The following is a 13575-nucleotide window of genomic DNA, read 5'->3' as shown; positions in this document are numbered from 1 at the left end:
CTAAAGAAAACCTGCCGATAGCCGATGGTTAACATAAGAACAATATAAAAGAAGGGCTATTGATGACTCTCAAGAAACGTCTTTTGCTGACCTTGCTGCTGGTTGGCCTGCTTCCCGTCATTGCCATCTCGTTTTTTAACGCCGAAATTGCCCGACAGAGCCTGACGGAACAGGCGTTGCAACAACTCTCTATTGCGGCTACCAACAAGCAGCATAGTGTTGAAGATTATCTCAGCACTATTGCCCGGCAGCTGAAAGCCATGGCCAATAATCGCGGGACCCGAACGGCGGCCCAGGGGTTTGGTTTGGCATTTCAGAATTACGAAAAACTGGTACAAGAGGAGCAGTCGACCTTACGAGAAAACGTCGAGGCTTATTATCAGCAGAATTTCTTGCCACCCTTACAGCAAAATGGTGGTGCTAAGGGACGTTCAGCCTCGGATTTCGTTGCATCCCTCAGCAAAAACAGCCTGGCTCTGCAGATGGGTTACATCGTGGACAACCCGAATCCTGTGGGGCAGAAAGACGAATTGGTATCGGCCGACGTCCATATCGCGCAGTTTTATAACACCCTTCACAAACAGTGGCACACCTCGTTCAAGGAGTTTCAGGAGGCGTTCGGCTACTACGATATTTATCTCATTGATGCCGATACAGGCCATGTTATCTATTCCGTAGCCAAAGAGGTTGATTTTGCTACCTCCCTGAAAGACGGTCCCTACGCGGATTCCGGCCTTGCGGCAGCTTATCGTCAGGCGCTGTCTGACGGACAGGATACTGCTCCGACTTTTGTTGATTTTACTCGGTATGTACCGTCCTACGGTGCGCCCGCCGGATTTGTGGCAACCCCCATATATTCCGAAAAGGATGAGCGGCTGGCCGTGCTGGCCTTCCAGTTCCCCATCGACAGCCTGAACGACATCATGATGGAGCGAGATGGCATGGGCGAAACCGGGGATGCCTATCTGGTGGGCCCGGATAACCTGATGCGGTCAGACTCATACCTGGATCCGGAAAACCGCAGCGTTGTCGCTTCCTTTGCCGACCCGGAGAATGGGCGCATAAGTTCGACATCGGTGGATGAAGCTCTGGCTGGGAATTCCGGTGAAGGCGTGGTTACGTCCTACCGGGGCGAACCAGTGTTTTCCGCCCACAGGCCAGTTGCTGTAGGCGGGTTGAACTGGGCGCTGGTGGCGGAGATCAGCGAAGACGAGGCCTTGGCGCCCGTGCGTGAAATGTGGACGCTGGCCGCGATAGCCATTGCTATTGTGATCCTGGCTGTAGTGGCCGTGGCGGTCTGGACCGCAGTGCGGATCATGAAACCCCTCGGCAGAGACCCGGCCGAATTGCAGGCACTGGCGGAGCAGGTGGCTGCGGGTAATCTGGTCATCGATTCGTCCGAAAGTGACAGGGCAACGGGTGTTTACGGCTCCATGCTCAAAATGGTGTCGGACCTGAAAGAAGTGATCTTCAGGGTCGAGGAGGCTTCCCAGCGCCAGGCCAGTGCATCTGAACAATTGTCGGGTACTTCCTCACATACTCTGGAGAGTGTGAATCAGCAGGCAGAGCAGACTGAGCAGGTGGCGTCGGCCATTGAGGAAATGTCCTCCGCCATCAACGAAGTGTCCCAGAACACCGCGGAATCGGCAGCCAGCGCCAAGCGCACTCATGAGGCGGTCAGCCGCAGCGCAGCCGAGGTGGAATCCTCCGCTGAGGACACCCGTGCTATGGCCAGGGAACTGGAGGAAGCTGAGGCCGGCATAGAGGACTTGCGAAAGAATATGGAATCCATCACCAGGGTTCTGGATTCGATAAAGTCCATCGCCGACCAGACCAATTTGCTGGCTCTGAATGCCGCTATTGAAGCGGCCCGGGCCGGTGAACAGGGCCGGGGCTTCGCGGTGGTTGCGGATGAGGTGCGCAGCCTGGCCCAGAATAGCCAGAAGGCGACCGAGGAGATCAGTAGTTCCATCGAAACTCTGGTGAATTCGTCGGAGCGTGCTTCACAGGTGGTTACCCGCTGCAGCGTCCAGGCCAGCGGTATTTCCGAGCGGGCAGGAGCCGTTGTATTACAGCTTCGCGAGGCAGTGGAGGAGGTCACCCGGATGTCCGGTATGGCGGAGCAGATTGCAACTGCATCCGAAGAGCAATCAGCCACAGCCGAAGAAGTAACGCGCAACGTATCTACAATTGCAGAAAAGTCCGTTGAGACCAAACAGGCCATGGCCCAGATATCAGAAGCCAGTGGTGACCTGGCCGAGTTGTCTCATCAGCTCAAGGATTCGCTGTCCCGGTTTAAAGTCAGCTGAGTACCAGAAGGCGTTGAAATCTTAGGCCATGCTCGGCACACAAATAAAAACCCGCTACGGCGGGTTTTTTTAATGGCGGTTACTCGGTCTCTTCGGGGATCACAGGAGGTGGAAAGCCGCCCAGCTCTTTCCATCGATTCACAATGCCGCAGAACAGGTCCGCAGTCTTTTCCGCATCATAGGCTGCGGAGTGGGCTTCCTTATTGCTGAACGGAATGCCCGCGATCTTACAAGCCTGGGCCAGAACCGTATGGCCGTACGCCAGGCCGGCCAGAGTGGCGGTATCGAAAGTGGAAAAGGGATGAAATGGATTGCGCCGGATATCTGCTCGCAGTGCGGCCGCAAAGATGAAATTGTGGTCAAAAGTGGCGTTATGTCCCACCAGAACGGCCCGCTTGCAGTCGTGGTTTTTCACTGCCTTGCGAATCGGGCTGAAGATTTCACTGAGACCTTCCCGCTCGGGAACCGCTTCACGCTCTGGATTCCACGGATCGATGCCGGTGAAATCCAGGGCGGATTGCTCCAGATTGGCGCCTTCAAAGGGATCAATCTGTTGTACGTGGGTCTCCGCTCGCCGCACCCAGCCGTCGTCGTCCATGGTCAGTATTACCGCCGCCACCTCCAGCAGGGCATCCCGCTCGGGATTGAATCCTGCGGTTTCCACGTCGACGACAACGGGTAGAAATCCGCGGAAGCGGCGGGACATGGGATGCGGTGGTTTGTTTTCGTCAGTCACTCAAGCTCCGGTCTTGGCCGTGGGTGAGAAGGAATAGATCAGGTTTACGCCAGTCGCCAGTGAACGGTTTCACCTGCCTTGAGAGGCACGATGGTTCCGTCAGCCAATGGCAGCTCCGCCGGCATGGTCCAGGGTTCGCGAACCAGGGTAATGGTATCGGTGTTGCGCGGCAGGCCGTAGAAGTCAGGGCCGTTGAAGCTGGCGAATGCCTCAAGCTTGTCCAGAATGCCAAGCTCTTCAAAAATATCCGCATACAGGCCGATGGCGCCATAGGCTGAGTAACAGCCAGCACAGCCGCAGGCAGCCTCCTTGCGATCCTTGGCATGGGGAGCAGAATCCGTGCCCAGGAAAAAGCGTTTGTCGCAGCTGACTACTGCGTCCCGCAACGCCTTCTGATGGCGGTTGCGCTTCAGAATTGGCAGGCAATAAAGGTGCGGGCGAATGCCGCCGACCAGCATATGGTTGCGGTTATACATCAAATGCTGGGGCGTCAGCGTCGCGGCAAGGTTGTCGCCGGTGTGCTGCTGGACAAACTCGGCGGAATCGGCTGTCGTAATATGTTCCAGCACAACCTTGAGATTCGGGAAAGCCTCCAGGGTGGGGGCCAGGACCCGCTCGAGAAACACCTTTTCACGGTCAAAGATATCGATATCGGCGTCGGTTACTTCACCATGAACCAGAAGAAGCATGCCGCAGTCTGCCATTGCTTCCAGCACGGGATAGATGTTCCGTATATCCTTCACTCCGGAGTCGGAGTTCGTTGTCGCTCCCGCCGGGTAAAGCTTGGCGGCCACAACACCGGCGGCTTTGGCCTCGCGGATGGTTTCCGGTGTCATGCTCTCGGTCAGGTACAGGGTCATCAACGGCTCGAAGCCGGTGCCTTTGGCAGCCGCGAGAATCCGCTCCCGATAGGCTGTGGCATCAGCGGCGGTTGTGACCGGTGGCACCAGGTTAGGCATGATGATGGCGCGGCCGAAGCAGGCCGCTGTGGCCGGTACCACGTCGCTAAGAATGTCACCATCCCGAACGTGAAGGTGCCAGTCGTCGGGCCGGGTAAGAGTAAGCTTTTCTGTCATGGCAGTTGTCCGCAATACCTTATGCGAGGCGTGCTGTGGGGCCCTGGAGGATAGAGCCCCGAAAAATTTGGCGAATTATACCAGAAGGCGCGGGTGATTGTTTTCCGCCCGGAGCTAAAGAAAGGCAGACGCGGGCCGTTAAGCAATCAGAATCTGTTAACTACCGGACACTGATGGCACGTACTATGGGATTCCGCCTCGGAAAACGTCTCAATACACTGCTGGCTTGCAGTCTTCCTGTGCTGCTTTTGCCGGCTGCCGGGCAGGCTGCCAGCTATGGTGCCGGTATCGAGAATAGCCAGTGGTATCTTGCCGAATCGGTATTCGAGTGTCGCCTGGTGCACGAGGTTCCCGGTTACGGTCGGGCCGTGTTCAATCATCGCGCGGGTGAAAGTCTGAGCTTTTTCCTGGAGTCTGATTCGACACCAATGCGACCAGGGCGGGGGAGTCTCGTGGTGGAGGCACCGGCCTGGCGTCCGGGTGTGGCGCCGAAGCCCCTGGGCACGGTCAATGTGTCGGATGATCGCCGCCAGGTCTCCCTGGATACACGCCAGGCCTTTGTTGTTGCCCACGGCCTGCTGGAGGGTATGCGCCCCACGGTTACCCGGGAATCCTGGTTTGATGGTCGTCCGGTGCGGGTGCAGGTGTCCAATATCAATTTTGCTGGTGAATACCAGCGCTATCAGCGCTGCACGTCGAATCTCTTGCCGGTGAACTTTGATCAGATTCAGCGTTCAAGGGTGCCCTTTGCCAGTGGCAGCACTCAACTGTCTGACGCCGACAGGCAGTTGCTGGACAACATCGTGCGCTACGTGAATGCCGACACCACGGTTGAGAGAATTTTCGTGGATGGCCACAGTGACAGCATTGGCAGTCGTATCGACAACCGCGCGCTTTCCGAAGATCGTGCCAACGTGGTGGCCGACTACCTCAAGGCGAGCGGTATTGATGAAAACATGATTACCGTTCGGGCCCACGGTGACCAATACCCGGTATCCAACCGGCCGGCGGATAACCGCCGCACCAATATCCGCTTGCAGAGGGCAGGTGATCGCCCGGAGCTTCAGCAGGCCAACGGGTATGGCGGCGAGCCCCGGGGATAATCGCTTTCAGTAAACCGAGTTCAATACTTCCAGATGGGCGTTTACGCTTTCTGCCAGGGCCCTCAGGTGGTATCCGCCCTCCAGCGTTGAAATGATGCGGTCGTTGCTGTGCTCGCGTGCAACAGACACGATCATTTCCGTCAACCAGCGGTAGTCGTCGGTATCCAGATTAAGTTCCGCCATCGGGTCAAGTCTATGGGCATCAAAACCCGCGGAAATCAGAATGAGTTGCGGTTTGAAGTCGTTCAGCCGCTTCAGCCAACCTGCCTCCACCTGTTTCCGATACTCTTCAGACGAACAGTTCGCTGCAATCGGAATGTTGACGATGTTGTCGGCCTGGCGGTGCACATGGGAATGCGGGTAGAACGGGTGCTGGAAGCTGGAGCACATCAGGATTCGCTCGTCACCACCGACAATGTCCACGGTTCCGTTGCCCTGGTGCACATCGAAATCAATGATCGCGACCCGTTCAAGGTGATGGAAGGTGAGAGCGCGCATGGCGGCCAGGGCGACGTTATTGTAGAAGCAGAAGCCCATGGATTTCGCTCGCTCGGCATGATGGCCGGGCGGGCGCGCGCAAACGAAGGCGTTGGTTACCTGGCTACTCATAACCATATCCACGGCCTGGATGTTGGCGCCAGCGGCAAGGCGGGCTGCCCGCAAAGTGTCCGGCATCATGGCCGTATCCGGATCGGTAAACACGCGGCCCCTTGTGGGTTGCATCAGATCGAGTTGATGCAGGTACTTTTCGGGATGCACCGTCAATAACTGGTCCCGGGTGATCTCTTCCGGCCTCACCCAGTCGAGCTTCTGATCAAGACCGGTATCAGCCAGGTAGCTGATGATCGCCGCCAGACGCTCAGGGCTTTCCGGATGTTCCGGCCCCATGTTGTGTTTCATGAAGTCATCGTGGGAAAAGAATGCCGTGGTCATACGTCTCGAACTGCCTTCGATGTGCTTATATTTTCTTCAAGCTTATCAGGGAAAACCGCCTGATGCCGTGTTTCTTTGGTCTTATAGGGACGATAGCCATTTCACATCGGGGAATCAGGGCCTAAGATAAGGGTTACACTCATAAGTAACCTGTTTTATTACATTTATTCGCCAACGGCCTGCCGGCCACTCACATAGGAGAGTCAGCTTGAGCACCCGGTATCTGGAGAGCCTTTTCAATCCCGCGTCCATTGCGGTGATCGGTGCGTCGGAGCGGGCAGACAATCTTGGCGGCATGGTATTGCGGAACCTGATGGGTGGCGGTTATCCGGGGCGCCTGCTGGTGGTCAACCAGAACGATTACGACAACGTGCACGGTGTACCCTGCGTCAAGAAAGTCTCCAAAATGGACTTTTCCCCGGATCTGGCCATTATCTGCACGCCGCCGGATACTGTGGCCAAGACCATCAAGCGGCTCGGGGAAGCCGGGGTGCGCACCGCCATTGTCATGACCGGTGGAATGTCTCGTACTCACAGTAAAACCGGTCAGCCTTTGATGTATTCCGTACGCGAGGCCGCCAGGGAAACCGGGATCCGGGTGCTCGGCCCCAACACGATTGGTTTGATGGTTCCGGCACGTAGCCTGAACGCCACCTATGCCCACATGGGCGCGATCCCGGGACGGGTTGCTTTCGTAGGCCAATCCGGCACCATTGCCAGTTCGGTTATAGACTGGGCCTTTGCCCGGGGGGTGGGGTTTTCCTACTTCCTGACCCTCGGCGATGGCATGGATATCGATCACGACGATCTGATCGACTATCTGGCGCAGGACACCCAGACCCGCGCGATTCTTCTGCACATCGAGAACATTCCGAATGCCCGGCGGTTTATGTCGGCGGTGCGGGTAGCCTCCCGCACCAAGCCAGTGATCGCAGTAAAATCCGGGCGGGTACCGGAATCGGAGTGGTTTCCCCACGATCTGCCGGCCGGTTTGAAGCGCAGCGATCCGATATACGATGCCATGCTCCAGCGGGCCGGTGTGCTTCGGGTGGACGGTCTTGGCCAGATGTTCGATGCGCTCGAGACGTTAACCCGGATGCGGCCATTGCGCCGGGAAAGCCTGGCGATCATGGCCAACGGGGTTGGCCCGGGGGTGTTGGCCGTGGACCGCCTGGCGGACCTGGGCGGCGAGCTGGCGGAGTTGTCGGATGCCAGTATCGAGGCCCTGGCCGAGCTGCTGCCACCTTACTGGACCCGCAAGAACCCGATCGATCTCAACTACGATGCTTCCCCGGAGTTGTATGGGAAGGCGATCAAGATTCTTGCCAAGGATCCGGAAGTGGCAAACGTTCTGGTGATGTATGCGCCAAGTCTGACAGAGGACAGCCTCCAGATTGCTGACGCTGTGGTACAGGCTTCCAAGGGCACCCGTCTGAACGTGTTCACCTGCTGGCTGGGCCAGAGTACGGTCATGGATGCGCGGGAAGAGTTTTACCGGGCCGGGCTGCCGTCGTTCTTCAATCCCGAAAAAGCCGTCATGGCGTTCATGCAGCATGTGCGTCATCAGCGTGTTCAGCGGCTGCTCACGGAAACACCCGAGTCCTTTACCGATCACTTTGCAGACCGAACCCACACCCGTCATGTGGTCAGCCGGGCATTGCGCTCTGGCCGGTATCATCTGTCGAACCGGGAAGCCCGGGATCTGGTGAGTGACTATGGCATTAGCACCATCGACACCATGTACTGCGACGATATGGAAGAGGTCCTCGAGGTTTTCGCAGTTGAGCGGCGTCCCATCGATATCACCATCATCCATGAGCAGGCCTGCCACCCTTTCCTCGACCTGAGTCCTACCCAGCGCCGATACAAGGGCACGGTTCAGAAGCTCAACAGCGAAGCGGCCATCATGGACTCCTGCCGCTACCTGATGGAGGAATACCAGAGCCACTTTCCGGGCAGTGGCTTCCTCGGCTTCGCTGTTCAGCGTTCCTATCAGCACGTGGGCGGGATTGAGTTCAGTGTTGGTATTACCCGGGATCCGTTATTTGGCCCCCTGGTGGTATGTGGCGCAGCGGGCGCCCAGATTAACGTGATGACCGACCGGCAGATTGCACTGCCGCCATTGAACATGGTGCTGGCCCGGGAGCTTCTGCGCCGGACTTATATGTACAAGCTGTTGAAAGAACACAGCCTGAAGCCGGAAGAGGATATCCGGGCGGTGTCCGAGACGCTGGTCACCCTCTCCCAGATCGTCATCGACATTCCCGAAATACAGGGTCTGGAGATTTCGCCGCTGCTGTTCAACGAGCAGGGGGCCGTGGCTGTGAATATCGCCATCAATCTGGCCGACAAGCCAGGCCGGCCGATTATCCAGCCATACCCGCGCGAACTCGAGGAGTGGATTGTACTGCCGAAGTCCGGGCGGCGGGTCATCATCCGGCCGGTACTGGCCGAAGATGAGCCCGCGCACCGGGCGTTTCATGAGCTACAGTCGCCAGAATCCATCCGCTACCGGTTCTTCCAGTACCGGAAGCATTTCTCCCGGGAGGACGTTGCCCAGATGGTGCAAATCGACTACGACCGGGAAATGGTCTTTATTGCCAACGCGCCGAGGGAAGACGGAGAAGGTGAGGAAACCCTGGGCACCGTGCGCACCTGGACTGACGCAGACAACCTGCAATGCGAGTTCGCGGTCATGGTGCACGATAAAATGAAGGGAGAGGGCCTGGGCGTCGCCCTGATGCAGAAGATGATCGATTACTGCCGTTCCCGGGGCACCATGGAAATGGTTGGCAACGTGTTGCCGGACAATCGCCCCATGTTGCAGCTTGCGGAACACCTGGGCTTCGAGATCAAGTTCAATATCGAAGAGGAGGTGATGGACCTGCGGCTGGTTCTGAACGAACCGGAAAAGGACTGGCAGAGAGAACGCCTGGGCAAGAGCGCCCATTGAGCGGTAAGGGGAAAGACGGGGTCAGATTGATTATGCACCTGACCCCGGTGTATCAGCTTTATTCTTCGACAATCGCTGAACGGTCTTCACCACCCAAGGCTTCGAGAAGCCCCGGGATCAAGCGGGACAGCTCCAGGGTCATCAGCGTGAAGGCTGCATCAAACTTGGCAACGGCATCATCCACATCGACGTCGTCCAGTTGATCCTGGAGAGTTTCGCCGAATTTCAGGCGACGAATGCCCAGCTCCTCATCGAGTACGAATGAGACGTTGTCGTCCCAGGTCAGTGACAGCTTGGTTACCTGCATGCCCGCGTCGAGATGATTGCGGATTTCATCGGCTTTCAGGTCCAGGCCTTTGCAGCGCACCACTCCACCATCTTCAGACGGATCTTTCAGCTCGCATTCACTGCCCAGAACCACCTTGCCAGGCAGATCGACGGATTCGTTCAGCCAGCCGGTGAAGGTAAAGGCAGGCGCCTGCTCCACGGCGGGCGGACGAACTGGTAGTGAGCCAAGGCTCTTGCGCAAGGTGGAGGCCAGATCTTCCGCCTGTTTGGCGGAGCCGGCATCCACGACCAGGACACCGTCCTGGGGCGCGAGGTAGGCGAAGCAGCGGCGATTTTTGGAGAAAGCCTGGGGCAGCATCTCCAGCATCACCTGTTCCTTGATTTCATCCTTTTCTTTGCGGCGGACCTTGCGGCCCTGCTCGAACTCGATAGCCTCCGCTTTCTCTTCCACGGCTTCCTTCACCACCGGGCCAGGAAGGATTTTCTCTTCTTTGCGCAGGGCAATCAGGTGATAGCCGTTAGCACTGTGAACCAGCTGTTCGCCATGCTTGCCCAGGGGTGGAACCCAGCCCTGGCGGCTGGTTTCCTGGGGGCCGCAGGGTTTGAAGGCGTCGGCCTGCAGTTTTTCTTCCAGCTCTTCGGCGGAGATATCAAACGGTTTGGTAAAACGGAATACGCGGGCGTTGCGAAACCACATCAGGGCTGGTCCTTGTCGTTCATATTTGCATGATCTCTACGAGTACGGTCTTGATAATAAAGCCCACAACGCCGGCGCCCAGCACCGTAAACAGGGCGATGGTGCCGAATCTTCCGGCCTGGGATTTCTTGGCCAGGTCCCAGACGATGATACCCATCCAGACAATCAGGCCGGTCAGAAACACCAGCATGGCGATCTGGGAAAACACTGCTTCGTTCATTGCTTACTCCGATGTCAACGTGGATTACTGTTCATCCCGCAGGAAAACCCAGTTGTTCTTATCGGATTGGTCTTCGCTGAAGTAATAGCCTTCGAGGTTAAAACCTTTGAGGTCGTCGGCCTGGGTAATGCGGTTCTGGATGGCAAATCGGCACATCAGGCCGCGGGCTTTCTTGGCGTAGAAGCTGATCATCTTGTACTGACCATTCTTCCAATCCTTGAATTGGGGGGTAATCAGCCTACCTTCAAGGTCTTTCTTCTTTACACTTTTGAAATACTCATTGGAGGCCAGGTTTACCAGCACGCCGTCGTCGTCTGCCAGCAGCCGGTTGATCTCGTCAGTAATCTTGCTCCCCCAGAAGGCATACAGGTCCTTGCCACGGTTATTCTCGAACCGGGTACCCATCTCCAGGCGATAGGGTTGCATCAGGTCCAGCGGTTTCAGGACCCCATACAGGCCGGAGAGCATGCGCAGATGCTGTTGGGCAAACTCGAAGTCCTCCTCGCTGTAGCTCTCTGCGTCCAGGCCGGTATAAACATCACCCTTGAAGGCCAGTACCGCCTGGCGGGCATTCTCGGGGGTGAACGGCGTGTGCCAGTTCTGGAAGCGCTCCGCGTTCAGCTGGCCCAGCTTGTCGCTGATGCTCATCAGGTTGCTTATCTGATGCGGCTCCAGTTCCTTCAGTTGGTCAACCAGCTCACAGGCGTCGTCGAGAAATTCCGGCTGGGTATAGGTGTCAGTTGCCAGCGGGCTTTCGTAGTCCAGCGTTTTTGCAGGGGAAATAACCATCAACATGTCAGGCAATCCTCATTGCAGGAATGTGAGTAATTCATCCCTGGTAAACGGCCAGTCCAGTTCCGCACCGGTGTCGTTGCGTCGCAGCACTGGAATCCGGGTGCCGTACCGCTCCACCAGCTTTTCGGACTGGGCAATATCCACCACGTCTACCGGTATGGGTTCCGGCATGGGCGTACTGACAAGCAGGGCTTCAGCCAGCTCGCACAAATGGCACTGGGATGTCGTGTAGAAAAGCAGTTCCATTATTTCGGCTGTGCGTCCAGTTTCTGGCCGTTGACGCCTTGGCTGTCCTTGCCCATGAGATACAGGTAAATCGGCATCAGGTCTTCCGGTGCCGGATTTTGCTGTGGGTTCTCCGCCGGGTAGGCGTGGGCTCTCATATTGGTACGGGTCGCGCCCGGGTTCAGACTGTTCACCCGGACATTGTGGCGTTCGTCATCCAGTTCTTCGGACAGAAGTTGACTGAGGCCTTCAACCGCAAACTTGGAGACTGCGTAAGCGCCCCAGTAGGCTTTGGCTTTGCGACCGACACCGGAAGACGTGAAAATCACCGAAGCATCGTCGGATTTGCGCAGCAGGGGGATCATGGCCCGGCTGAGCAGAAACGGGGCTGTTGCATTGACGTGCATGACCTTGTTCCAGGTTTCCGGGTCATACAGTTCAACCGGGCTGCGATCGCCCAGGATGGCCGCGTTGTGCAGTAAACCGTCCAGTTGGCCGAAGTTGTCTTCCAGCGTCATGGCCAGTTCTTCATAGTCCTTCACCGCAGCGCCCTCAAAGTTCATGGGCACGATGGCGGGCTTGGGGTGCCCGGCGGCCTCGATTTCGTCGTAGACCGTTTCCAGCTTTCCTACAGTTCGGCCAACAAGTACGACGGTCGCACCATGGGCGGCAAAGGCCTTTGCCGCAGCCCGGCCAATGCCGCTGCCGGCACCCGTCACCATAACGATACGGTCTTTCAGAAGATCGGCGGGTGCTTGGTAATCATGCATAACCTGTCTCCGTGTCAGGCTGTTACCGGTTAAACACCGGATCCTAAAATTGATCGACTATTGTAACAGCTTTGCCAGGTCAGTGACGGTGTCGGCAATAAGATCCGCTTGCCACAGGTCAATGGTTTCCGGCTCTTCGATATAACCGTAGCGGACCGCGATAGTCTTCATTCCGGCATTGCGACCTGCTTCGATGTCCCGTTCGTGATCGCCTACATAAATCCCTGAACCAGGCTCGGTTCCCATTTGCTGGCAGGCGAGAAACAGGGCCTCCGGATGAGGTTTGCGCTGGGCAACATGATCGGGGCACACCAGGACTGCGCATCGGTTCGCAAGATTTAAGGCTTCGATTAGCGGAACCGCAAAACGGGCAGGCTTGTTGGTGACAATGCCCCAGGGGATCCCCTGTTCCTCAAGAGCCTGGAGTAATTCATCCATGCCTTCGAACAGGCGGGTTTCTACAGCGACTCCGGCCTCGTAGAGGTCGAGGAAGGCTGTGTGTTTTTCCAGGTACTCCGGGTGCTCCGGTTCCAGGCCGAAGCCGACCCGGATCATGGCCCGAGCGCCGTTTGAGACGGAGCGTCGAATATGCTCCGGGGGCAGGGCGGGCATGCCGTATTGTTCCCGCAACTGATTGAGGCAGCGTATGAAATCCGGTGCCGTGTCAATCAGAGTACCATCCAGGTCGAACAGGACTGCCGAGGCTTGATGCGTGTTTTCAGGCTTCACGGATATCCCTGGCGTGCATCAGGTAGTTAACGTCCACGTCCCTACCGAGTTTGTAGATCTTGGTAATCGGGTTATAGGTCATACCCGTCAGTTCCCGGACATCCAGGCCTGCGTTGCGCAGATGATCGGACATTTCAGAGGGCCGGATAAACTTCTTCCATTCGTGAGTGCCCTTTGGCAGCAAACGAAGCACGTATTCGGCGCCGACAATGGCAAACAGGAACGACTTGGGGTTCCGGTTGATGGTTGAGACAAACAGGTGTCCGCCGGGTTTGAGCATGGCGGCACACGCCTTGATGACCGATGCCGGATCCGGGACATGCTCCAGCATTTCCAGACAGGTCACGACATCGTACTGGCCAGCATGTTCGCTGTCCTGCGCCAGTTCTTCGACGGTGATTTGCTGGTAATCCACGTTCACACCGCTCTCCATGCCATGGAGTCGAGCGACCGCAAGGGGCGCCTCGCCCATATCGATACCGGTAACATGGGCGCCGCGCTGGGCCATGCCCTCAGACAAAAGGCCGCCACCGCAGCCGACATCCAGGGCGCGCTTGCCAGCCAGGGATACGCGCTCATCAATGTAATTCAGGCGTAGCGGATTGATGTCGTGTAGCGGTTTGAATTCGCTCGTGGGGTCCCACCAGCGACTGGCCAGGGCCTCGAACTTGGCGATTTCGTTCCGGTCTACATTCTGGTTTGTCATGGTTGGTTCTGCCTGATGGATCAATAAGAAATCGG

The 13575-nt window shown here is 57.2% G+C and carries 13 protein-coding genes; 3 read left to right on the top strand and 10 right to left on the bottom strand.

Annotation, left to right across the window (positions count from 1 at the left end; translation table 11 throughout):
* Positions 1-62: 62 nt before the first annotated feature.
* A complete protein-coding gene (locus WA411_RS15315) occupies positions 63-2309 on the top strand; it encodes a methyl-accepting chemotaxis protein (RefSeq protein WP_291907970.1) in 2247 nt (748 codons plus the stop codon).
* A 79-nt stretch (positions 2310-2388) separates the two neighbouring features.
* On the opposite strand, the gene rnt is transcribed toward WA411_RS15315, so the two are convergent.
* Both rnt and pyrC read right to left on the bottom strand, forming a co-directional pair.
* The gene (gene rnt / locus WA411_RS15310) at positions 2389-3045 is read right to left on the bottom strand and encodes a ribonuclease T (RefSeq protein ID WP_083231870.1); all 657 of its coding nucleotides are present in this window, start codon (positions 3043-3045) and stop codon (positions 2389-2391) included.
* A 44-nt stretch (positions 3046-3089) separates the two neighbouring features.
* Positions 3090-4121 carry a dihydroorotase gene (pyrC, locus tag WA411_RS15305; protein ID WP_291907969.1) on the bottom strand — a complete coding sequence of 344 codons (1032 nt, stop codon included), beginning with the start codon at positions 4119-4121 and terminating at the stop codon, positions 3090-3092.
* Positions 4122-4306: 185 nt separating this feature from the next.
* Between pyrC and WA411_RS15300 the strand changes: the two genes are divergently transcribed.
* Positions 4307-5224, top strand: a complete 918-nt coding sequence (locus WA411_RS15300; RefSeq protein ID WP_069184862.1) for a flagellar protein MotY — start codon at positions 4307-4309, stop codon at positions 5222-5224.
* A gap of 6 nt (positions 5225-5230) precedes the next feature.
* Here the strand turns inward: WA411_RS15300 and WA411_RS15295 are convergent, their stop codons facing one another.
* Entirely contained in the window at positions 5231-6157 is a 927-nt protein-coding gene (locus WA411_RS15295; protein WP_069184861.1) for a histone deacetylase family protein, read from the bottom strand.
* A gap of 208 nt (positions 6158-6365) precedes the next feature.
* Here WA411_RS15295 and WA411_RS15290 point away from each other — a divergent pair, with 208 nt between their 5' ends.
* Positions 6366-9110, top strand: a complete 2745-nt coding sequence (locus WA411_RS15290) for a bifunctional acetate--CoA ligase family protein/GNAT family N-acetyltransferase (RefSeq protein ID WP_291907968.1) — start codon at positions 6366-6368, stop codon at positions 9108-9110.
* A 58-nt stretch (positions 9111-9168) separates the two neighbouring features.
* Here the strand turns inward: WA411_RS15290 and rdgC are convergent, their stop codons facing one another.
* From rdgC to ubiG, 7 genes are read right to left on the bottom strand one after another with little or no spacing between them, the layout of a single operon-like run.
* The gene (gene rdgC, locus WA411_RS15285; protein ID WP_069184859.1) at positions 9169-10095 is read right to left on the bottom strand and encodes a recombination-associated protein RdgC; all 927 of its coding nucleotides are present in this window, start codon (positions 10093-10095) and stop codon (positions 9169-9171) included.
* A gap of 19 nt (positions 10096-10114) precedes the next feature.
* Positions 10115-10315: a DUF2788 domain-containing protein gene (locus tag WA411_RS15280; RefSeq protein WP_069184858.1), complete on the bottom strand. Its 201-nt coding sequence runs from the start codon at positions 10313-10315 to the stop codon at positions 10115-10117.
* Between the two features lie 24 nt (positions 10316-10339).
* Complete coding sequence (yaaA, locus tag WA411_RS15275) at positions 10340-11110, bottom strand: peroxide stress protein YaaA (protein ID WP_291907967.1); 771 nt, start codon at positions 11108-11110, stop codon at positions 10340-10342.
* Positions 11111-11122: 12 nt separating this feature from the next.
* Positions 11123-11356 (bottom strand): glutaredoxin family protein, encoded by a 234-nt coding sequence (locus tag WA411_RS15270; RefSeq protein WP_069184856.1) that lies wholly within the window; start codon positions 11354-11356, stop codon positions 11123-11125.
* A complete protein-coding gene (locus WA411_RS15265; RefSeq protein WP_069184855.1) occupies positions 11356-12105 on the bottom strand; it encodes a YciK family oxidoreductase in 750 nt (249 codons plus the stop codon). Before WA411_RS15265 ends, WA411_RS15270 begins: the two co-directional genes overlap by 1 nt.
* A 57-nt stretch (positions 12106-12162) precedes the next feature.
* Entirely contained in the window at positions 12163-12834 is a 672-nt protein-coding gene (gene gph, locus WA411_RS15260) for a phosphoglycolate phosphatase (RefSeq protein ID WP_291907966.1), read from the bottom strand.
* Positions 12824-13540 (bottom strand): bifunctional 2-polyprenyl-6-hydroxyphenol methylase/3-demethylubiquinol 3-O-methyltransferase UbiG, encoded by a 717-nt coding sequence (ubiG, locus tag WA411_RS15255; RefSeq protein ID WP_291907965.1) that lies wholly within the window; start codon positions 13538-13540, stop codon positions 12824-12826. The genes gph and ubiG overlap by 11 nt, the downstream gene beginning before the upstream one ends.
* Positions 13541-13575 lie beyond the last annotated feature (35 nt).

Origin of the sequence: Marinobacter sp. CH_CUG1437-1 (assembly GCF_037029655.1) — a bacterium.
In the GTDB taxonomy this organism is placed as follows: domain Bacteria; phylum Pseudomonadota; class Gammaproteobacteria; order Pseudomonadales; family Oleiphilaceae; genus Marinobacter; species Marinobacter salsuginis.
Note: the sequence above shows the minus strand (reverse complement) of the source record. Positions and strands in the feature narration are given on the sequence as shown.

Bases quoted from the DNA above. Each gene is read 5' to 3' on its own strand.
- WA411_RS15315 (WP_291907970.1), top strand. From the start codon at position 63: ATGACTCTCAAGAAACGTCTTTTGCTGACCTTGCTGCTGGTTGGCCTG.
- WA411_RS15300 (WP_069184862.1), top strand. From the start codon at position 4,307: ATGGGATTCCGCCTCGGAAAACGTCTCAATACACTGCTGGCTTGCAGT.
- pyrC (WP_291907969.1), bottom strand. From the start codon at position 4,121: ATGACAGAAAAGCTTACTCTTACCCGGCCCGACGACTGGCACCTTCAC.
- rdgC (WP_069184859.1), bottom strand. From the start codon at position 10,095: ATGTGGTTTCGCAACGCCCGCGTATTCCGTTTTACCAAACCGTTTGAT.
- ubiG (WP_291907965.1), bottom strand. From the start codon at position 13,540: ATGACAAACCAGAATGTAGACCGGAACGAAATCGCCAAGTTCGAGGCC.
- WA411_RS15265 (WP_069184855.1), bottom strand. From the start codon at position 12,105: ATGCATGATTACCAAGCACCCGCCGATCTTCTGAAAGACCGTATCGTT.
- WA411_RS15270 (WP_069184856.1), bottom strand. From the start codon at position 11,356: ATGGAACTGCTTTTCTACACGACATCCCAGTGCCATTTGTGCGAGCTG.
- WA411_RS15280 (WP_069184858.1), bottom strand. From the start codon at position 10,315: ATGAACGAAGCAGTGTTTTCCCAGATCGCCATGCTGGTGTTTCTGACC.
- WA411_RS15295 (WP_069184861.1), bottom strand. From the start codon at position 6,157: ATGACCACGGCATTCTTTTCCCACGATGACTTCATGAAACACAACATG.
- yaaA (WP_291907967.1), bottom strand. From the start codon at position 11,110: ATGTTGATGGTTATTTCCCCTGCAAAAACGCTGGACTACGAAAGCCCG.